This is a genomic window from Brevibacterium senegalense, assembly GCF_000285835.1.
In the GTDB taxonomy this organism is placed as follows: Bacteria; Actinomycetota; Actinomycetes; order Actinomycetales; family Brevibacteriaceae; genus Brevibacterium; species Brevibacterium senegalense.
On sequence record NZ_HE978611.1, the window covers coordinates 30,892 to 51,437 of the forward strand.

The 20,546-nt window shown below is 65.3% G+C and carries 21 protein-coding genes; 3 read left to right on the forward strand and 18 right to left on the reverse strand.

Translation table 11 applies throughout. The features are described 5' to 3' along the window. Positions 1-5: 5 nt before the first annotated feature. Positions 6-1,376, reverse strand: coding sequence for an ATP-binding protein (locus tag HGBR_RS15170; protein WP_019160201.1), 1,371 nt, complete (start codon positions 1,374-1,376; stop codon positions 6-8). 254 nt (positions 1,377-1,630) lie between these two features. Between HGBR_RS15170 and HGBR_RS15175 the strand changes: the two genes are divergently transcribed. Continuing rightward, positions 1,631-2,002 (forward strand): TIR domain-containing protein, encoded by a 372-nt coding sequence (locus tag HGBR_RS15175; protein WP_019160202.1) that lies wholly within the window; start codon positions 1,631-1,633, stop codon positions 2,000-2,002. 8 nt (positions 2,003-2,010) lie between these two features. Beyond that, positions 2,011-2,997, forward strand: coding sequence for a caspase family protein (locus HGBR_RS15180; RefSeq protein ID WP_019160203.1), 987 nt, complete (start codon positions 2,011-2,013; stop codon positions 2,995-2,997). 404 nt (positions 2,998-3,401) lie between these two features. Here HGBR_RS15180 and HGBR_RS20065 read toward each other — a convergent pair whose 3' ends face one another. From HGBR_RS20065 to HGBR_RS18450, 4 genes are all read right to left on the reverse strand, one after another. Further along, positions 3,402-3,836, reverse strand: coding sequence for a hypothetical protein (locus tag HGBR_RS20065; RefSeq protein WP_154653276.1), 435 nt, complete (start codon positions 3,834-3,836; stop codon positions 3,402-3,404). Positions 3,837-3,905: 69 nt separating this feature from the next. Continuing rightward, the gene (locus HGBR_RS15195; protein WP_019160205.1) at positions 3,906-4,943 is read right to left on the reverse strand and encodes a hypothetical protein; all 1,038 of its coding nucleotides are present in this window, start codon (positions 4,941-4,943) and stop codon (positions 3,906-3,908) included. Positions 4,944-4,955: 12 nt separating this feature from the next. Next, positions 4,956-6,506 (reverse strand): relaxase/mobilization nuclease domain-containing protein, encoded by a 1,551-nt coding sequence (locus HGBR_RS19150; RefSeq protein WP_019160206.1) that lies wholly within the window; start codon positions 6,504-6,506, stop codon positions 4,956-4,958. Then, positions 6,503-6,943, reverse strand: a complete 441-nt coding sequence (locus HGBR_RS18450) for a plasmid mobilization protein (protein ID WP_147522568.1) — start codon at positions 6,941-6,943, stop codon at positions 6,503-6,505. Before HGBR_RS18450 ends, HGBR_RS19150 begins: the two co-directional genes overlap by 4 nt. 185 nt (positions 6,944-7,128) lie before the next feature. On the opposite strand from HGBR_RS18450, the gene HGBR_RS15210 reads away from it, so the two are divergent. Beyond that, the gene (locus tag HGBR_RS15210; protein WP_147522569.1) at positions 7,129-7,548 is read left to right on the forward strand and encodes a hypothetical protein; all 420 of its coding nucleotides are present in this window, start codon (positions 7,129-7,131) and stop codon (positions 7,546-7,548) included. 267 nt (positions 7,549-7,815) lie between these two features. On the opposite strand, the gene HGBR_RS15215 is transcribed toward HGBR_RS15210, so the two are convergent. From HGBR_RS15215 to HGBR_RS15275, 13 genes are all read right to left on the reverse strand, one after another. Next, a complete protein-coding gene (locus tag HGBR_RS15215) occupies positions 7,816-8,223 on the reverse strand; it encodes a hypothetical protein (protein ID WP_019160209.1) in 408 nt (135 codons plus the stop codon). Positions 8,224-8,547: 324 nt separating this feature from the next. Then, a complete protein-coding gene (locus HGBR_RS15220) occupies positions 8,548-8,766 on the reverse strand; it encodes a glutaredoxin family protein (protein ID WP_019160210.1) in 219 nt (72 codons plus the stop codon). 603 nt (positions 8,767-9,369) lie between these two features. After that, positions 9,370-10,272: a DUF4192 family protein gene (locus HGBR_RS15225; protein WP_019160211.1), complete on the reverse strand. Its 903-nt coding sequence runs from the start codon at positions 10,270-10,272 to the stop codon at positions 9,370-9,372. Between the two features lie 547 nt (positions 10,273-10,819). Continuing rightward, positions 10,820-10,993: a hypothetical protein gene (locus HGBR_RS15230; protein ID WP_154653277.1), complete on the reverse strand. Its 174-nt coding sequence runs from the start codon at positions 10,991-10,993 to the stop codon at positions 10,820-10,822. A gap of 195 nt (positions 10,994-11,188) precedes the next feature. After that, positions 11,189-16,015 (reverse strand): helicase-related protein, encoded by a 4,827-nt coding sequence (locus HGBR_RS21105; protein WP_315968878.1) that lies wholly within the window; start codon positions 16,013-16,015, stop codon positions 11,189-11,191. 338 nt (positions 16,016-16,353) lie between these two features. Beyond that, positions 16,354-16,707: a hypothetical protein gene (locus HGBR_RS20945; protein WP_019160213.1), complete on the reverse strand. Its 354-nt coding sequence runs from the start codon at positions 16,705-16,707 to the stop codon at positions 16,354-16,356. A gap of 254 nt (positions 16,708-16,961) precedes the next feature. Then, a complete protein-coding gene (locus HGBR_RS18460) occupies positions 16,962-17,519 on the reverse strand; it encodes a thermonuclease family protein (protein WP_019160214.1) in 558 nt (185 codons plus the stop codon). Further along, positions 17,516-17,776, reverse strand: coding sequence for a glutaredoxin domain-containing protein (locus tag HGBR_RS15250; protein ID WP_019160215.1), 261 nt, complete (start codon positions 17,774-17,776; stop codon positions 17,516-17,518). The genes HGBR_RS18460 and HGBR_RS15250 overlap by 4 nt, the downstream gene beginning before the upstream one ends. 59 nt (positions 17,777-17,835) lie before the next feature. Continuing rightward, positions 17,836-18,093 (reverse strand): hypothetical protein, encoded by a 258-nt coding sequence (locus tag HGBR_RS15255; protein ID WP_147522571.1) that lies wholly within the window; start codon positions 18,091-18,093, stop codon positions 17,836-17,838. Continuing rightward, positions 18,086-18,706, reverse strand: coding sequence for a nucleotide-binding protein (locus tag HGBR_RS18465; RefSeq protein ID WP_019160217.1), 621 nt, complete (start codon positions 18,704-18,706; stop codon positions 18,086-18,088). Before HGBR_RS18465 ends, HGBR_RS15255 begins: the two co-directional genes overlap by 8 nt. Before the next feature lie 94 nt (positions 18,707-18,800). Beyond that, complete coding sequence (locus tag HGBR_RS15265; RefSeq protein WP_147522572.1) at positions 18,801-19,040, reverse strand: hypothetical protein; 240 nt, start codon at positions 19,038-19,040, stop codon at positions 18,801-18,803. A gap of 44 nt (positions 19,041-19,084) precedes the next feature. Then, complete coding sequence (locus HGBR_RS15270; RefSeq protein WP_147522573.1) at positions 19,085-19,834, reverse strand: hypothetical protein; 750 nt, start codon at positions 19,832-19,834, stop codon at positions 19,085-19,087. A 33-nt stretch (positions 19,835-19,867) separates the two neighbouring features. After that, complete coding sequence (locus HGBR_RS15275; protein WP_245533364.1) at positions 19,868-20,425, reverse strand: recombinase family protein; 558 nt, start codon at positions 20,423-20,425, stop codon at positions 19,868-19,870. Between the last annotated feature and the right edge of the window lie 121 nt (positions 20,426-20,546).

Below are 20,546 nucleotides of genomic sequence, written 5' to 3' on the forward strand. Positions count from 1 at the left end.
GGGTGTCAGCGTTCGCGCTCGGGGCCGGCTTCGCGGCGGGTCTCGCGCTGCTGCCGCTGGCGGTCCTGGTAAGTGCTGTCGGAGGACGAGGAGCGGCCGGTTCCCCCGAACAGGCGTTCGCGGGGGCTGGTCTCCTGCATGTAGCGGGACTGTCCGGGCGACTGGCGGGTGCGTGTCGCTGGGCGTTCACGGCTGGCGGCGACCTCAGCATGTGAGGCTTGCGCCCGGCCTGTGTTCGCTCGTAGGTAGGAGTCGGTGTAGGGCACGGCGAACGTGACGTATCCGCGGCCAGCGGGCTCAATGACTCCTTCAGTGAGCAGACGGTCGCGGTAGACGCTCGCGTGCTGCGCATCAATCGTCATGCGGCGGGCGATGTCTCCTGTCGAGGACCGTCCTTCGTCATTGGTCATCGCGTGCAGGTACTCGCGTTCGCGGCCGGAGAGTGACTCGATCATCGGTTCGTGGATCTGGCGGAACATGCTCCGTTCCGCCGTGTCGAGCGCGGCGTGCACGTGGGATTCGCGGATGTCGCCGCCGGCGGCGGCTCTCCACGACTCGTCACCGACGAGCTGCACGAGGTACGGGTAGTTGCCCGTGCCTTCGACGGCCAGGTCCAGCGCGGCATCCGAAATCTCTCCGCCGGCTTCCCGGATCGGCGTTTCCAGTGCGAGGCGGGTGTCTTCCGGCGTGAGGTTTTCAAGGGTCACGCGCTCGGCTCGGCGCAGGTACGTCGAGATGTCGGCATTGACCAGGCCGTTGATCGTCTCGGGCAGGCCGGCTCCGACGAAGGCGATGGGCGCTTCCTGCGCGACGGCGTAGGAGATGGCGTCCGTGATCTCTTGCAGCTCGTCCAGCTGCGACCGGTGTACTTCATCCAGGGTGATGAGCAGGCCGGTCTCGTTCTTGTCGAGGATGTCGAGCGTGCGCATGAGCTGGTGCCGGAAGTCTGGCACCAGTGTGTTCGTCGATTCCGTGCGGTTCGTGAAACCACCACCGACTCCGAGGACGGTGGCGTTCACGCCGATGGTCTTGGACGTCGTGAGGTGCGCGGTGTCGAGCTGTTCCAGGGCTTCCGGCAGGCGGGCCTCGGTCAGCTTGCGCGCGAAGCCTGCGGAGGCGGACTCGTTCACACTCATCCAGCCGCGTGTGGCTGCGATCTGGCTGTAGACGCTGAGCATGACGGATTTCCCCACGCCGCGCTGTCCGGTGACGAAGGTGGCGCGGCCCTTCGAGCCTGGCCCGTTATCGAGCGCGTAGGCGAAGTCGTTGACTTCCTGCTGCCGGCCCACCAGCGTGGGTGGGGTGGCCCCGAACGTCGGGGTGAACGGGGAGCGCCGGTGCTGCTCTCCCGGCGGTGGAGGGATCGTGACCGTCATGAGTTCTCCGCAACCAGATTAGAGACTGTTAGATTCTGTTAGACATTGTTAGATTACCCCCGGCAGGTCTCAGCCCATAGCGGCGAGCGACCGCCTCACGTTCACATCCTCGTACTTGTGCTGTTTCAGCAAGTCCTCAACGAATCCCGTGTCGGGGAAGTACAGCTAGTCTGGACTCGTGAGTCTCGTTCACCCTTGCTGAGCCAACTTCATCTCTGTGGTGACCGAGTAGGAGGTCTAACAGAGGAGTTGACATGGCCGACAAGAAGGTCGTTTTCGTAGCGTTCGCCATCGAAGACGAGCACCAGCGCGACTTGCTCAAGGGGCAGTCGTTGCATCCCCGTGCTCCGTTCGAGTTCATCGATATGTCGGTGAAAGAACCCTACGACCGTGACTGGAAAGAACGGGTTCGCACCCGCATCAAGCGGTCCCACGGCGTGATCGTGCTGGTGAGCAAGAACTCGCTTACGTCGAGTGGTCAGAAGTGGGAAATCCAATGCGCCAAGGACGAGGGCAAGCCGATCCGGGGTATCTGGGCCTATTCGACCGATCGGACAAGCATCGCTGGCGTTTCCACCTATCCGTGGAGTGATGCAAACATCAGCGGATTCATCGACTCCTTGTAGAGCCCGACATGCGCAAAGCGTTGATCGTTGGAATCGATCACTACGACACCATCGGTAGCCTGAGCGGTTGCGTGAATGACGCCTACGCGATGAAGGCTGTCCTGGAACGCAACGCAGACGGCACCATCAACTTCCCTACACCTAACGTGCTGTTGGGAACCGCCCCCGCCCAGCCGGTCAGTCGATACGCGCTGAAGGAGGCTGTTCGTGACCTATTCGCGGATGACGCAGATATTGCTTTGTTCTACTTCGCCGGCCACGGCCACATCGAAGACACCGGCGGGTATCTCTGCGCTAGCGACTGCGCGACAGGTGATGACGGCCTCGCGCTCGCGGACGTGATGAAGTTTGCCAACACATCGAAGGCGAAGAACAAGGTCATTATTCTCGACAGCTGTCACAGCGGGGATGCTGGAGACAATGCCCTCGTCTCCGGGGTGGCAGAGATTTCTGACGGCGTTACGATCCTCACTGCCTCAACGGCGTCCCAGTACGCCCTCGAAACACCCGGCGGTGGCTCAGGCGTCTTTACAAGCTTGCTTGTCGACGCACTAAGTGGTGCTGCGGCCAACCTCATGGGCGATATCACCCCTGGTAGCGCATACGCCCACATTGATCAGTCCTTGGGGCCCTGGGCTCAGCGACCGATGTTCAAGACCAACGTCAAGACCTTCGTGTCACTTCGCGAGACCGACCCACCGATCGACCTCGCCGACCTGCAAGCAATCACAACCTACTTCCCGACAGCGGATCATCAACTCGTTCTAGATCCCAGTTATGAACCGGAGCGGAGCGGGGCTGAGGACACGTACGTGCCGGAGCCGGATCCCGTGAACACGGCGACCTTCAAGATTTTGCAGAATTACGTAAAGGTCAACCTTGTCCGCCCTGTAGGTGCGCCGCATATGTGGCACGCAGCCATGCAGAGCAGAGCTTGCGAACTGACCGTCCTCGGACAGCACTATTGGAAGCTCGTCAAGCAGGGGTTGATCTGAGATGGCGGACCAGCCCAACGGGCTAACAGCCGCGCTAGAGGGCGATGACCTTCTAGAGGAGTTGGCGGCTATCGAGCACGAACGATGGTCTCACTGGCAGCGCTACCTCCATGATCAGTGCGTACCCGGTCCAGATGGCTCGCTGATCATTCCGGCGAACCAGGCGCGACGATGGTCGACCCAAATGAACACGCCATACAACCAACTATCCGACGATGAACGCGAGAGTGATCGCGAGCAGGTTCGCCGCTACCTTCCAATAATCGCGAGAACGCTAGGTGGAGCTACCACCGGCTGCGACGAGCAGCTCGATATAGAGGAGTAGGGAGCACCAATGGCCAGCGGGTTCAAGATCAACAAGCAGGGCATCCGGCAGATGACCCGTGAGATCGAACGTGAGTTCGCTAAGAACCCCGTTCGCGTTCCGCTTCGGGCTGACTCCTCTGGAGTTCATCTGCCGCCTGCGACGACGGTTCAGTTCTGAGCGCGAGGGGAGCATCGGGGCGGAATCCGATCGCGTAGCCTCGCCCTCCGTCCCCGTAGGCGTACCAGTGCGATGTCGAGTCGCCTAGCCCTGAAGCGCTGACGACGAAGATGTCGTTGTGCTCATTACTATCGAAGAACGAGTCTTCGTCGTTGAGGACAGCCATCAAATAGTCGGCACCCTCTCCCCCGTGCCCGCTCGCTGCGTAGTGGCGGAACTGTTCCAGCCCGTAGACCGTCTCGCGCCTGTCGTTGAGTACGTGGGTGGAGCTGGCGCGGAGGCAGCCGCTCCTGATGATGGAGAGGAACGCCTCGGCGGACGTGTAGTGGTAGGCCAGACCAGGCGTGTCTGTCATCACACGATGCTATCCACGGCCACCCGCTGCGCCAATGCCTCCGGCGGCGCGGGGGCCACGGGCGTCGGGTCAGCGTTGCTGGACGTGCTCGCGGCCGCTGCGCTGCTGCTGGCCGGCGGCCTTGCGCACGTGCGCCTTCGACTCGATGGAGTTCTTCACGTAGTCCTTCCCGTCCGCGGGAAGGTTCGCGGCCGCGCTGCGGCGTGCCGCCGCGGACTGCGGGTCGCGCTTCGCGGCGTCGTCGAGGTGGCGGTTCATGTCTCGCCCGTGCTGGGAGCTAGGCAGCGCGGCCGCCTGGGCCTGGTCAGCGTCGTCTCGTGCCGTCTCCGCGGCGGTGTCGTAGTGGCGCTCTTCGGGGTGTGATTCGGAGTGCGTGCGGTCGGCATCCGCGCCGGCTTCCTCGTGTGTGGCTCCTTCGATGCGGGCGTCGCGGGCTTCCGCGTTGTCCGGCTCATTGAGGATCGCTTCGCGGTCCTCAACAGAGAGCTGGTCGAGGTAGTCGTCGGTGTCGAGGCCGGCCTCGGCTGCTTCTTCGACTGCGGCGGAGCGGAGCTGTTCGTCGTAGGCGGGTGCGTCCTCGGCCTGCGCCTGCTGCTCTTCGCGGATCGACTCGGCCGCGTGATCGTTCAACTGCGCTTCCTCACGGAGCCGGCCGGCTGAGTTGTGGTCATCGAGGGCTGCCTGGAGTGCGTTGAACCGTTCGTCTCTGGTTCCTCCGACTGCGACGGTCTCGATGTTGAGGCCGTGGAGGTCGCGCACGCGGTCCGCGTACGCCATGTAGGCGTTGTTCGCGGTGCCGTGCCCCTGAGCGGCGAGGTCCTGCGCGTCGGTGATGGAGCGGGCCAGGTGTGCGTTCGAGGTCGTCTTCCAGAACTGCGCGGAGTTCGCCTCCTGGTGCAGGGTCTTGGCGTGTTCGGCACCGTTGCGGTGGGCGGCTTCCGCCTGCCGCTGCTGCTCGGCTTCCCCGGCCTGCGTCTGTCGCTGGATACGGTCGCGCTTCCGCTCGGCTGCTTCCTTCATCTGCATGCCGGCCATTCCGACGCCGCGGGCGATGCGGCCCAGCTCGTTGACGGACTCGGACTCTTCCTCAGCGGGGTTGATGCTCATGGTTCCGTCTCCTTATCGTTCGACGCCATCATCACGGGTCCGTGATGTGTCGCGGGTCTGGTGATCGGTTCGGGTCGATGGTCGCACGGTCCTGTTCTCGCTGGTGCCGAACAGTCGCTCGTGCGTGGTCGTCGGTGTCCATGCGCCTGGGCGGCCGCTCTCACTGCGCGGTCGTTCGAGCGTAGCGGTCGCCGTCGTGCTGGTGTGCCGCTGCGCGGCCTCGTCCAGCACACGGTCGTGTGCTGCTGAGAGCTGCACACGGCCACCGCCGAACCGTGTGCGGCTCATCGCTTCGGACAGCTTCATCGCCTGCCGCAGCAGGGCGGTCCATCCCTCGATGGCGTTGCGACTGAGCGCACGATCCATGAGGCGGGCGGAGTGGCCGGCCTGCATGGGGTTCGTCGCGACGGCTGCGATCTGCTCGCTGGCCTCAGCAAGTGGTCCGTGCTCGCTGCGCTCGAAGTGGATGGACGCGGACGCGTAGATGCGTGACAGGTCGGCAACGGACACGGAGCCGGCCGCCAGTCGGTTCCGCAGTGCCTCCGCCGGCGGCGCGAGTGTCTGCCTCGGTGCACTGTCGCGTGTCGCACTGTGGTGCTCCTGCCATGCCCCGACTGCGCGCGGGTCACCTTCGCGGGGCACACCAAGTGCAGCACGGACTTTCGGCAGACTGAGGTTCTTATCCAGGTGCTTCGCCGGCGAGTAGAACACCGGCTCACGGTCCACCCCCGAAGGCGGTGGCAGCGCGACCGAGTAGCCGGTGATCTGGTCGGTGCGACCAGTGGCGAACCGCGGCCGCAGGATGACACCGGAAGAGTAGACGCGCTGCACGAACTCCGCTTCGCTCGTCGCGCCGGCTGCGGCGGCGCGCAACCGTCGCCGCAGCTCCTTCCGCTCAATGAACGGGGACCGCTCACGCTCCGTGCGCTGACGCTCCCACGCCTTCTCGTGCGGCAGCGTCTGCTTCATCGCCGCACCTTCGGTGACTGCCAGACCGAACTCGCGTTCCAACTCTCGGCAGACCTGCTGGGACCGGGACCGGTCGTTGTGTTCGCGTGCACGCGAACCGTCCTCGGTGACCATCTGCACAGCGATGTGAATGTGGTCGTTGCCGTTCTTCGACAGCCCGTGTCGCACCGCAACCCACCGGGAGGTTTTCGCCCGGTCCGGGTCGATGAAACCCATCCGCTCGACGAACTGCTCCGCGATCATCTTCCATGCCGCATCCGTGAGTGGTTCATCCGCGGCAGCGTTCAACGACAGGGAGCAGTGCCACACGTGCGCGTCGGTCTCCCCGACCTTCACGCGCTTCCCCTGCTCCTTGTCCCATCGGCGGATCGGCTTCGTGATGGATCGTCCGAACATCACACGCGGCTGGTCGAGGGTGCGACCCAGCGCAAGCGCATCATCGCGTGTGAGCTTCGCGCCCTCCTCGACGGTCGCAAGAGCGGTGTCATCGCCGGCGACGACGTGCGGGTTCTCGTGCTCGTTCGCACGTCCTGGTCCTGCCAGGTACACCATGAGGCCGGCCATGCGGCCGCCGCGGACGATGTTCGGGATCACTGGTCGCGCATCTCCGCGATGCGCAGCCCGAGATGTTGCACGGCTCGCATCGTCCGACGCACCTCAGCGGCGGCATCCTTCATGCCCGGATCAACCTCGTCAAGAGCGTTGAGGCGGTGGGCGATCTGGTTCACGTTGTTGCCCACACGGGCAACCTGGTGTTCGAGCTTCATGGCCTCGAAGAGAGCGGCATCGCGCTCGCGCGGAGTCTCGAACCCACCGGCGTGCAGACCCGAGTGCACGAGGAACGCCGGCAGGGACATGCCCGCCTTGCGGGCCGCGGCAGACAGCCGCACCTTGTCCTCCGGCGACAGCCGGACATTGACGCGCTCGTCGCGTCGCGGTCCAGCATGCGTCTGACGCATCTGCTCGGACACAACCAACACCTCCCCTGCTTCTCGGCCTAGTGCAACGACACCATGAACCTCTGGTTCCATGGTGAGCCATCGCGCAGCCGCAGGCAAGCGTTCGAGCACATCTGGGCACCAGATGTTATAGCTCGCTCCGTCCGGGACTCCGGTTCGGCGTCACGCACCAGCGTGATGCCCTGGCGCTCGGACGGAGCGCCAGCAAGTACGCGCGGCACCTGCCGTGTCCGGTTTCGATCCGGTAGGATCGAGTCATGACTCCGAGCACACGAACAGTGAATGTCGAAGACGTCACGCAGCAGAGCAAGGAACGACTCAACGACCGCGTGGCAGCGGTCGAGGCGCTGGCGGTGGCGCACAATGAGCGCGTCTCCGGCGAAGCCGATGCGCAGCGTCGGCGCGACGAGCTGGAGGCTGAGCTGGCCGAACTGACCGGACTGCTGGAGCGCGAGCACAAGGAGCGCTACGACGCCGCCGTGAAGTCCGGCTGGACTGCACGCGATCTGCGCGCAATGGGTCTCGACCTTCCGAACAAGCCGGCCACCAAACGGCGGCGGCGCAAGCCGGCGGCGAAGCAGTCGGCATCGACTGCGACGATGGCCGAGCAGCAGCACGCCAGCGCTGAGAGTGCTGGCGACCGCGACGGTGAATCGGCGGTGGGTTCCGCCGCCTGAATCGCTGTGCTGAGTTGCGCAGGGCTGCCGCCCAAACTCCCTCCGCTGGCGCTCCGGGAGTTCGGTTGCCCTAACAGCGCAGTGTGGCCGGCTAGCCGTGTGCCCACTTTCATGGCTGGGACCGCGCGTCACGTCACCAGATACGCGGGCCGGGACTCCCTGGACTCACGAGACAGACATGGCGGATGGATGCCGAGGGTCCATCCGGCAGGGGGGTGCTGCGGCACCCCAAGACGGGACGGGCGGTGCCCGTCCCGCCGGCCGCGTTCAGCGGCGCGCTCGGCGCTGCGCAAGCGCTGCGCGGATGCGGGCAAGGGGAAGAACGTAGACGTTCTTGCCCTTGTTGTCGGTGACGCCGGCCTCGCCGGTCTCGACGTTCACGCCGAGCTGATAGCGGACCGGGTACCCGGCCGCCTCGGTCCACGCCTGCGCGCGGACCGTATCGTCACCGGACATGGGCTCTCCGTCCCAGCTGTCCCGGTAGTACTCGTTCAGCCACCAGACCTTGTCCCGCTCGTAGGAGGGAGCGGTCGGACGACCGTCATCATCGAACGTCCAGCCGGTCCAGGCTGTCTTCGGAAGCGGGTCCAGCTCGCGCGCCCGCTTCATCGCAGCGGTGCGGTCGAAGTCGGTCTCATCGGCCGCGATGAGGTTGAAGAGAGTGGGCTGTTCCATGTCGTGCTCCTGACGTTGTTCGACCGCCGTGCGCGGTCGATGGCAGGAGCACTTGATTGTTCGACAGGGTGGGCTTTCAACCCCGAAGAATGCTTGACGGAACCTTGGAGTCGTGACGAGGAACGAGGATCGACTCTGAGGTTCCGTTGAGTATGTGGGTTGAAAGGTCGGGTCCCCTGTCGGGCTATCATGGGCGACCATCGACGCCACCAAGGTGACCACGCTGGAACCCCTGCGGCAGGCGCGCAGCGCCTGCCGCACGGCCACGCCAGTGGCCGAGAAAGGCCCCCACACCCTTCAGGGTGTGGGGGCCTTCCAAGAGCGTCACAGTGTGACGATCTTGTCAGGCCGAAGGCCGCACCAGGCGTCATCGCCGGCGATGACGACGGGTGCGGAGGCGAAGCCTCGCGCCTTCGCCTCATCGAGGAGCTGCGGCTCCTCGATGAACGAGCGGATCGAGTAGTCGATCCCGCGCTGCTTCAGCATCATCTGAGTGCGGTCGCAGTTCGGGCAGTTCGGCTTGGTCCAGAGTTCGACAGACATGGTGTCCTCCTGTGCTTGTGCCTGTGATGACGTTCCCGCCATGCGCTGTGATAGCCGGCAGGCGCAGGGTCGAAGAGTGCAGTGGCGGAACAGAAGTTCTCAGCGAGGAACGAGCGCCCGGAGAAGTTCTGCTCCGCCACGGAACGTGCCTTGCGCCAGAGGCGTGCAGCGCACAGTGGATAAGTCAGAGCGGGCCTGCTCAGGGGGACGTGTCAGCAGGACACGCCAAGCCATTCCCTGCCGCGCGCGGCTGACGCTGATGCGTCAGCGCGGACGCCAGCCGAAGGCTGGCAGATACGAGTTTTTCAGCGCCGCGCAGCGGCTCCGCAGGGACGATGGGTAGGCCGCCCAATACTCCCCCGGTGTGGTTGTGCAGGTGTCAAGGCCGAAGAGCGGAGCGTGCCTTGACCCCTGCACAACCACACCGCACCTTCCTGCTGTCCTAGCCCGTCGTCCCCGCCACCGACAGGTGGCTGCACCGAAGGTGCGGAGGCTGCGCCGCAGGCGCATGACACAGCCCCGCGAAGCGGGACATGTTCGCCCAAAGGTCGCCGGGGCCGGCTGACCTGTGACGGTCAGCCGGCCCCGGCGGGACTGCGCGCGTCAGCCGCGCAGCGCCTTCTGCACGGCCTGCGTGTTCAGGCCCTCCGCGAGCGACTTCCGGACCAGCTTCGCGAGGCCCTCGTCCTCGTCGAAGTCGAGCGCCTGCTCGACGGCGTGGTCGGCCTGGCGCAGCGCGCCAGTGATCCACGCATACGCTGCGAGGACCGCCCAGGCTCCGCCGGCGACGTCCTGGTCGACGTGCTCCGCGACGTAGCGGAGACCGGCGAGCCAGACGGTCTGCTCCGGCCACCTCGCATCCGCGTCCCAGATCGCGCGGCGGAACGCCTCCCCCGACCGCGCGTAAGCGTCGGCCGGATCAGCGCCGAGTGCTGCCTCCAGCACGAGGTCGCGCGTGCGCACGTCTGCGAACTGCGACCCCAGCTGCGCAAGCAGCCCCAGGTCGGGCTTCTGCCCGGCCTGCACCGCCTCGCGGAAGGCCGTGACGGTCGCGACCGGCTCGGCCGCGACCGGCCGAACCCCGACGTGCTCCGTCTCGCAGTCCTCCGCCCACAGCGTGAGCGGAGTGATGCGCTGCCGCATCTCGGCCGGCAGCTCGACGGAGTACTCGTCGAGGTTGTGGAGCTGCCCGTCGACCAGCAGGTCCGAACCTGCGAGGGAACCGACCGTGACCTCGCGCGGCAGCGCCGCGGTCAGTACCCGCACGTAGGGCACAGCCTCCATGAGGTCGTGCGTCTGCACAAGCACCAGGGCCTGCTGGTGGGACCCGACGAACTCGCGCACCGCGTCAGCGGTGTCGCGGAGACCGCCGAGTTCGGTCTGGGCGGTGAGGCGCAGCTCACCGCCCTCGGTGTAGAGGGCGAGGAGTACCCGGTACTCGCGGACGGAGGACGCTCCCAGGAGCACGGCCGCAAGCTGCGGCGTGCTGGTGATGCGGTAGACCATGATGGCCCCTTTCTCGCTCTGCGTAGCTGAGCGGGTTTTCGCCCAGCCGCCTCCAGCAATCGGAGACGCGCAAGAAAAAGCGAGAGCGTGGGTGGGCTTTCAACCCCGAAGAATGCTTGACGGAACCTTGGAGTCGTGACGAGGAACGAGGATCGACTCTGAGGTTCCGTTGAGCATGTGGGTTGAAAGGTCGGGGTCCCCGCTCGGCTAGACTTGTTGCGCTTCGATGGCAATAAAGGTGACCACACGGTCAGCCGACGCCAGCCGAAGGCTGGCAGACAAGAGGTTTTCAGCGCCGCGCAGCGGCTCCGCGGGATGACCGACTGACCTCCCTGTGGTGGTGGGCGGGGGTCAAGGCCGAAGAGCGGAGCGTGCCTTGACGCCCGCCCACCACCACTGCACGATGGACCGTCAGTCGGTCATCCCCGCCACCGACAGGTGGCTGCACCGAAGGTGCGGACCCGCGCCGCAGGCGCATAGCAGAGCCCCGCGAAGCGGGTCCGTCTGAGAGAAACAGTCCGGCGCCGGCGGCGTCCGGGGCCGGTTCTCAGTCGAGCTTGTCGTGAGGCGCGTCCGTGAGGTCCGCATTCCAGGTGTCGCGCTCGTTGAGTGCGATCACCTCGAACTCCTGGTCCTCCGGCATCACTCGCCGCTCGGTCGTCTCTGGAAGGGTCAGATCAGCCTTCACCGCCGGCGGTGCTGCCGGCTCGGTCTGCTGCATGTACTCAGTCAGCGCGTTCTCGCTCGATGACTCCACCGTGTTCCCCTCTCCGTCTGGTCCGCTCATTCTCTCAGGCAGTGTGGCCGGCTGTCCGTGTGCCCACTTTCATGGCTGGGACCGCGCATCACGTCACCAGATACTCGGGCCGGGACTCCCTGGACTCACGCTCACTGAGAAGAGGAACGAGACCATTGCCTATGAGCGTTCGACCTCGTGCTGTTCGCGGGTGTGCTGAGAGTCCGTGACCGCTCGTCGCGGCTGACTCTGGCCCTGCGCTGAGGTTCCCTGCGTGCCGAACAGGCGCTCACGTGCGCTCACGGTCGCGGAGTGGCGGTCGCGGACGGGCGCATCGGTGCTGCCGTTCGAGGGTGGCTCGGCGGGCTCGGTGGCAGTCTCGGCTGCCTGTTCGGCGGTGATCCGCTCCACGAGGGCATCCAGCTTGCCGCGGGCTTCCTTCAGCTCCGCGGCCTGCTTGAACGGCTGGCCGAGCAGCGCGTCGGTCGCTTCGATTTCCTTAGCGGCTGCCGCCCCGCGTTCCGTCAGCTTCTCCACGACGGCCGGTAGGCCGGCGACACGGTTCTCGACCATGAGAGCGAGCTGGGCCGGCGGCTCCTTCACGAGGTCACGCCACGGCACCGACACCGCAGTGCCGGGAACGTCTGTCGCGTTCATCTCCAGCCGCACTTCAGCCCGCCGGCGGTCACCGCCGGAGCTGCGCAAGGAGAACGTGTGGCCTCCGAGGGCCACCACATCGTTGGCCATGAACGGCGGAATCACCGGCATGTGCGGGTTCGGCACCTGCCCGGTGATCGTTCGCACCAGGGCGGCCGTGGCATCGCCGCGGTCGTCGTAGAGCCGGCCGCTGACCTGCGCACTGAACTTATCGCCCTTCGTATCCGTGGATGCCTCGATGAGCTGGCGAATCCGGGGCAACTGATCCTCAACGTAGGCGGCCTCCCGCTGCGCGGTCTCGTGCCGGCCGCGTAGCGCGAACTGCGCGCGGTCATGGCCCCGCCGCCGGCGGTCGAGCTTGTTCACCTCAGTCTCCAACTCGACCTTCTCCACCAGCAGCGGATTGCCGCTGGAGGCGGCCATGAGCTGCTGTGCATCGAGTGCCATATCGCCGGGGTCTTCCAGCTCGCGCACGTCGATCTTCCCGCGCATGATCTGCTGCACGGCGAATGCCTTGCGACCGATGGTGTCCCAGCTCGTGCTGTCGAAGGAATTCTCCGTCGCGTAGCGGATGACATCGACCTCGGAGTTCTGGTTCCCCTGCCGCAGGATGCGGCCTTCTCGCTGGGTCAGCTCCGCCGGCCGCCAGGGGCAATCGACATGGTGGAGCGCTACCGCGCGACGCTGGATGTTCGCGCCGGTTCCCATTCGTTCGCTGGACCCGATCAGTACGTCGAGGTCGCCGTCTCGGGCCTGCTTGAAGAGTGCAGCCTTCTCCTCCGCGTCGCCGGCCTCATGGATGAAGCGGATGCGGTCGGGATCCATCCCGTACCGCTCCACGAGGGAGTCCTTGAGCTGGTCGTAGGCGTTCCACTCGTCCTCCTTCGGGGCGCTCAGGTCGCAGAACACGATCTGGAGGGCACCGGGCTTCGAGGACTGCTCATCGGTCGTGTCATCGAGCGTGTAGAGGTTGTCGCGGTTCTCCGCCCATATTTCAGCGATGTTCGAGGCCACGATGTCGAGCTTCACCGTCTCGTCGGTCTCCATGCCGACCAGGCGCGGGTCAAGTGCGGCCTTCCGGCCGTCGCCGTAGACGGTGAGGTGGTTGTCCTCGCCCTTCTCCGGCCGCGTGCCTTCCAGGTTCTTAAGTCGCTCTTCGAGGTCGACCATGAACTCGGCGTGAGCTTCTGACTCCGGGATGATTTCGTACCGGGCGATCCGTTCACCATCGTCGTTCATTCGCAGGTCAGGTCGGTTCAGGTAGGTCAGGTCCTCCGTCATCTTCACGTCCGCGAACTGCTGCCACCCACCCAGCATCTCGGGCACGTTCTTGAACTTGGCGAACCGCTGGCGCTGCTTCAGGTTGCCGGCGGCGTCGCGCTCGAACCGGGTGACCAACTCACCGAACGTGTTGGCCCAGTCGTCGAAGTGCCGGACTCCGGTCGCTTCGAGGACGTCGGGCCGCAGGTAGCGCATCATCACGTGCGCCTCGGTGATGCTGTTGGCGATCGGTGTACCCGTGGCCATCGTTGTGACGCGCTCACCGTAGGTGTCGCGCAGGTAGTTCAGCTTCATCTCCAGGTCGTTGGCGCGACCGGACCCGTCGATGCCGGCTCCCTGGATGTTCGAGGTCGTGGCGAGGTTCTTGAACAGGTGCGCCTCATCGACGGCCACGTAGTCGACTGCCATGTCCTCGAATGTGAGCCCCGCCTGGTCTGCGCCGGCGAGCTTGCCTTCGAGCTTGGCCTGGGCGCGCTCGATGGCGGATCGGATGTACTTCTGCGTGCGGCTGCGCTGGTCTCCCCCTTCGAGCTGCTGCGCGCGCGAGAGCGTTTCCCGCAGCTCTTCAAGCACCTTGTCGGTGTATGCCTTCCGGGTGCTGTCACGGACATTGATCTTCTCGAACGCGCTGTGCGTCATGAGAATGCCGTCCCAGTCGTTCATCGCGGCCTTGGCGATGAAGGCGCGGCGCGCGGCCGTGTCACCCTTCGGTGCCGCGATGTCGGTGGAGTCGCCGGCCAAGAGACGTGCGTTGGGGTAAAGCTGTTTCCACTCGCGGGTGAACTGCTCCAGCATGTGTCCCGGGACGATGATCATTGGCTTCGAGACGAGTCCGCGCCGCTTCATCTCCGTCAGCCCCATGACCATTGCAGCGGTCTTGCCGGCACCAACCTGGTGGAACAGCCCCACGGAGGGCTCAGCGACCATGCGCGCGACAGCGGTGCGCTGATGCTCGTGCGGCGTGAAGTCTGCTGACAGTCCTGGCAGCTCCAAGCGTTCAGCTTCGGGGGTGTAATCGCGGGCCACGTAGGAGTTGAAGAGTCGGTTGTAGCCGGCGTGGAGTCGTGCCGCGCGATCAGGGTCTTCCCACACCCATTCGGAGAACCGCTCGGTGATCGCTTCGGCCTTCTCGCGGGCGGCCTCGGTCGCCTCGGAGTCGATGTAGCTGGACTTGCCCCCATCGGAATCCACGATGTTCCGGCGTACCTCGATGGTCGAGCCGCGCAGGAGGGATCGGAACAAGTCGTGCGCGGGGCGATCCTGGGTGCCCCACTCGGACATGGCAGCCACGGTCTGCCGGCCGGCTGCGCCGGGCTTGACCTCCCAGAAGCCGGCTCCCGGATGGATCACTTCGGCGTAGTCGTCATCGGAGATCTCCTGCAGGAACGCCTCGTGATCGGAGACGGGGATCCACACTGCTCCGATGGTCGCCTCGATGTCTTCGAGCGGCACGTCCTCGGGGATGACGGCTTCGAGTGCGTCGATGTTTGTCTGCCACGGCCCCTCGGGGTCCTGCTCGGCCTTCGCGCGCGCGACGTCGAGCTTGTCGCGGATATGCCCGGACAGATACTCGGCGCGGGTGATGATCGAGGACTCGTCCTCTGGATCGTCGAACACCAGCGTGCCGAGCTCCTGCCGCGCTGTGGGCACGTCTGTGCCCAGTCGCACGGCGACCTGCTCCAGGTCCGCGGTGCCGGTGGCGTTGATCGCCAGCACGAGAGCTTCCTCGGCGGTGTCCGCGCCCAGCAGTGGCCGCTCCACGGTCACGGTGCGCTTCGTGAGGATGTCGGAGGGTGTGGCCGTCTGCGCCTCGTCGTTGAACTGCTCGGCCGCCATGACCAGTGCGAAGCCAGGGTCCTGGCGCATGATCCGCGTGGCCTTCGGGGCTTCACGAGTCTCTTCACGGACCTTCTCGGTCTCGCCGGTCTCCTCGTTCTTCTGCGTGACCGTCTTCCACTTCGGCGTCCACCGGTTGACCGGGCCGTACCGGTCGACATGCGCTTGCCATGCTGCGCGGGCGTCCTCCCGCAGCTGGACGGACTCAGCGGTGTCCGCGACGGTTGCCGCCTGGTCGCGCATGAGCGCGCTCATCGCGTCCCGCAGCCCCATCAGGGAGCGGACCTCGGCGGCGGCGTTCTTCGGCACCGTGATCGGCTGCAGGTAGCCCTGCCCGGTGACCTTCTGGAACTGCCCGTCCTCTTCGACGACGGTGCCGGGGGTCAGGCTGGTCTCCGTGGCCGCGCGGTGGTCGCGGGCGGCTTCGGCGGCCGCGGACAGCGGGGAGTATCCTCGTCCAGCCGCGACGGCAGCGGCCGTGATTGCCGTCATCCTGCCCCGGAGCTGATCTGGCACGGTGGTGAGGTCATCGGCCACGATGGCGAGATTGCCCCACTGCCCACTCACATCCAGGCGTCCGAGGACGTTCTCGGGGCGGCGCTGGTAGTACGTGTTGAGTCGTTGCTCGGATTCCAGTCCACGCTGGGAGTCGGTGACCGTCACGGGTGTGGCGGTCTGCCAGTCCAGGGTCTCCTGGGTGGGTTCTTCTCCAGGCATCCGCTTGCGGAGGATGAGCACATCGGTGGCCACGTCGGTGCCGGCCTGCCGGCGGTGCGCGCCGTTCGGCAGGCGCACTGCTCCCAGGAGGTCTGCTTCGGCAGCGACCTCAGCGCGTAGCACGGGGTTCCGGCGGTCACTGGTCGAGGCGGAGGTGACGACTGCCATCACTCCCCCGTCGTGCAGCCCTCCCAGTGACTTACGGATGAAGTGCTCGTGGACGTTGAACCGCTGGCCGGGGTTCCATGTCTCATCGAGCAATCGCGCGCGGCCGAACGGCACGTTGCCGATGGCTGCATCGAACGAGTCGGGGCGGATGGTGGTCTCTGCGTAGGACTCGTTCCGAATGTCTGCGTCGGGGTACAGGTGGCGGGCGATGGAGGACGTGATCGGATCAATCTCCACCCCCGTCATCGTCATGCCGGCCGGGGCTGCTCCGATGAAGTTGCCGGACCCTGAACCTGGTTCGATGACCTTCCCCGTGTCGAGGCCGAGGTCGGACAGTGACTGCCACATCGCGGTGATGAGTGCGGGGTCGGTGTAGTGGGCATCGAGAATCGTGCGGCCAGCGGCCTCGTAGTCCTCAGCACTGAGGACGGCTTTAAGCTGCTCCCGCTCGGTCGCCCACTCGTCTTTGCGATCGTCGAACACATCGGGGATGGCTCCCCAGCTCGACCACGCGGCCAGTGCCTCCTGCTCTTCGCGCGTCGCGGGGCGGTCCTCGGCGTCGAGGGCGCGGGCTGTCTCGATAGCGCGCAGGTTCGCCTGGAAGCGGCTCTTGGCACCAGAGGGCGGATACTGGTCGCCCGCAGCCAGCCGAAACGGTTCGGCGGCCGGCTCCTGCGGGTCGGGGGTCAGTCCAGCAGGCTCTCGTCCTCCGGCTCCAGCGGGTGAATCTCCTGGGCCAGTGGCTCCCCGGTCTCGTCCACCTCCGGCGGGAACCGGTCGAGCACCACTTCCTGCCACGCCAGTTCGCTCGCGGCGTTCGTCCTGGCCCGGTACTCGCCCAGCATCTTCAGCGGGTTCGCCCTGTCCTCGTCGCTCGGCCTCCACGTCTCGCCCTGCATCGACACCAGGGCGGCGTCCTCCGCTTCCTGCAGCTCGTTCAGCATCTGCGGGAAGAACGTCTCCGGGTTCTGAATCTCCGCGTACTGGCTCGGGGCGTACCGCCGTACGTAGTCCTGAATCGGGTTCGTTCGCTTCAGCATCTAGCTCATCCTCTCCGGGTGTCAGCTGCGGAGCATCTGGCTCCATGTCCAGCAGGTCAAAAAGCGATCCCTGCCCGTCTACGTGCGTGCTCTTCTTTCCCCGTGCCATACGCCCACGGTAACCGTCCGTGATCGAGCCCACATCGTCTTGTCATTGAGCGTGACTACAGGGAGTCCCGGCCCGAGTTTCTGGTGACGTGATGCGCTCAGCCGGCCATGAAAGTGGGCACACGGTCAGTCGCTGCGCAACATCATCATGAACCTCCCTCGCAGGCTGGGTCTGGAGCCTGCGCCTCCAGCTCTTCATACGCCGCGTATCGCTCGATGTCTGGGGCTGCCCTGTAGACCTCGGCCAGACCGGCCTCCAGCAGGGCTGCGCCCACGTCGTCCCCGTCGACCTCGACGTAGGCCAGTGTGCGGCCGTAGCGGTCCGTCTCCGCCTGTGAGGGGTCAGGGGTGATCGTCACGTCTCCGCCGGCGGTCAACTCTTCCGTGAGGGCAGTGGCTTCGGCTGCGCACCGCTCCCCCGGCTCGCCCTCTCGTGCGGCCTCGGGTGTGTCGATGCCAAGGACGCGGACTCGCTCGTCTTCGCCGGCTTCCCGCTCCACGATGAGCGTGTCTCCGTCGATCACGTGCACGAGCTGCACTGCGACGCCCGTGCCATCCTCTGGTTCCGCTGAGGTGCCTAAGGGCAGGAAGTCCAGTCCGAGCGCGATAACCACACCCAGCGGGACGGCAAGCACCATTCCCGCCACGATGATCCAGGACCTATCCATAAGGTGTTGCTTCTCTTTCAACGCTCGGTCACTCACGGCTCCCCCAATGCTGCGAGTGCGTCGATCCTGTCGGGACGAAAGCCGGCCCAGGCGTTGAAGTCCTCGGTCTCCATGTCTCCCACCACGACGATCGGCGCTGACATGAAGTCGTGTCCCTGCGCCCACTCCAGTGCCGCTTCGCTCTCGGTCAGATCAATGGTTTGGTACGCGATGCCTGCCTCGTCGAGCTTGCGCGCCGTCATCTTGCACTGAACGCACTGCGGTTTCGTGAGCATCGTGACTGGTGGGAGCATGATGACCTCCTATGGTGCTATCACCATAGCGCGCTAGCGTGCTAGCACGCTAGAGCCTGCTAACTCTTCTGTTCGAGGAACTCCAGCAGCAGCCCTTCGGCAATTGCCTGGATGCTCGTGTCGTGCTCGAAGGCGTACCTCTTAAGAGCACGGTGAGTGTCATCATCGAGTCGGACCATGAGCGCCTTACGGTCAGCAGCCTTCACCCTCGTGCTCGGACGGATCGGCGGGACGGGATCAGCGCCGCCGGCCGGCTCATCCTTCTTGGCCGCGCCCGTCCGCGCGCGCAGCTTCCCAAGCTTTCCTGCGTCAGCCATCAGAGTCCCCCTCAGCATTCAGTTCATCAAGTACGTGCACGATTTCATCGAGTAGTCGCTCATAGCCGTGCAGGTCGTCGTCAATCGTCGCTCCGTAGGACCGCTGAATGGCCGCTCGGCGTGGAATGCGAGTGTCAAAGACGGGATAGTCAGAGGACCGCAACGATTGCCAGGTGGTCCATGAGTCCTTCTCCTGCTTGATGTACTGCGTCAGCAGGAGCAGTGCAGGCGTGGTGCCGGTGTAGTGGTCCATCGTCTCCATCGCCCGCTCCACATCAGCTCCGCCAGGGCCTGTGACGACGACGGCAATGTCAGCGGCCTCCACGGCGCGGGAGATGATCTGCGGGTCTCCCGGCGGAGTGTCAATGAGGACGTCTCCCCCGGCCTGCGTAGCTGCCGCTCGCGTGAGCCGGCGCTGATGCACACCGACGACCGAGTATGGAATGGGCGCCTCGTCGGCTGCAGCCTGGTCACTCCACGTGAGCGACGATCCCTGCGGGTCCGCGTCCCAGACTGTCACCCGCCGGCCGGCTCGCCTGGCGGCCTCGGCCAGGTACATGCAGGTCGTTGTCTTCCCGACTCCGCCTTTGGTGTTGATGACCGCAACGATCATGACGCCCTCCTTTCAATGTGAGATACCATGCGAGCAGAATAGCGTGATAGCACGATATAGAGCAAGCACGCAGGCGTGCTAACTGGATAGCGCGCTAGTCCTCCGGCAGCGCAACGTCATTCAGTACGTCAATGTCAGCGACGCTGAGCCACGCGCCCCAGGTGGCAAGCCGCGGATCGGGAAGGTGCACGAATACGAGCCCCATGCGCGAGTAGCGGTCTGCACTGGCGACCCGGTACTCGACGCCGGTTTCCCATTCGACCCGCGCGCGCACCCGGAGTCGCGGACGGTATTCCCAGTACCGCGGAACAGGATGAGCGTTGAGGATGCGCACACGTTCGGGAGGCGGTGGAGTCACTAGTGGCATGGCGCGCAGCCCTACTCTCCTCGCATCACTTCACGGGACATGCACCACTGCTCCCAGGCCGTTCGCCGCGCCCATGCGTCATCAGCGTCCATGCCGCGAACCTCATCCGCCCATCCACCTGGAAGAACGAAAACTGCCCAGCGGGGACCACTCTTCAGCGCCCACTTTGTGTCTCGACTCACTGCAAGCCGGCTCACGGTCTCATCGGTGAGCACCCTCTGTCCGATCAACTTCCCGAGCGGGTCAAACCCACACACGCAGGCCCCGGCTGCCTGCTCGAAGGTGCCCTCCGACTGCATTTTCGAGTGCATTCTGGCGGCCCAGCCTCGGTCATCCCTGGATGGCGCCGGCGTCTCGACAACCCTGTAATCTCCCGGATGGTAGAAGTGCGCCGCGATGCCCCAGGACACAATCACCATCACAATGATGACTCCCGCGATTATCACGGCTGGAACCTCGAATAGCGCCAAGATGAAGGAGGTCAAGCCGATCATTACCAATCCGAGCATTATCGTCATCCACCCGTTCGCGGCCATTCGACCCCGCAACTCCTCCACCCTCCTCTCCGGCTCCGACCGAACCCCCTCATGCATGGCTACGACCGCAGTGCCTCGCGGAGTGTTTTCGATCAGGAGCCCGTAAGGACTGCCTGCACCCTGCGGAGGAAGGAGGCGGACCCCTTTCATAGCTTCAGGCGCAGCGGCACCAGCCTCGCGATCACCCATGATTCCTCCATCTCCTCCAGCTTCGCGCAGCTTCATGCTGGCATGCTAGCAAGCGAGCGAGCTATCACGCTAGCCGACTCTCCTGTATGCGCCAACACCTCGGAGTGCGGTGTAGATCGTCTGGCGACTGACGCTGTACCGCCGCGCAACTTCCGCCGCCGGCACCCCCATGTCGATGAGCGCGCGGACCGCCTCGACGTCCTCGTCGGTGAGTGCGCGCTGCTTGTCGTAGACGCCGCGGGCCTTGGCGAGAGCGATACCCTCTTCCTGCCGCTCCCGGACCCTGGCTCGCTCGAACTGAGCGATAGCAGCCAGCAGCGTGAGGGACAGCTCATGCATGGGGGAGCGGTTACGGGCGACGGCGATCCCCTCGGACACGAACTCCACAGTGCAGCCCTTCGCGGTCAACTCGTCGACCAGTGCGTGAAGATCACGCGTGTCTCGGCCGAGTCGATCCAGGCTCGCGATCCGCACCGTGTCCGCTTCACGGACATAGCTGATAAGTTCTGCCAGCCCTTTCCGCTTCGCTCGCGACTTCCCGCTCATGCGGTCCTCGAATACCCGGTCACAGCGACCGATGGCCTCGTACTGTCGAGCCGGATTCTGGTCTGCGCTGCTGACGCGCACGTACCCGACGACCTGGCCGCGCGGGTGCCCGTCAGAGTCCTCGGATCCTATGGGCAGTTCTGTCTGACTAGGCAAAATTAGACCTCCTCTGACAGCATCCTGCCGCTGCGCCGCCTGTCAG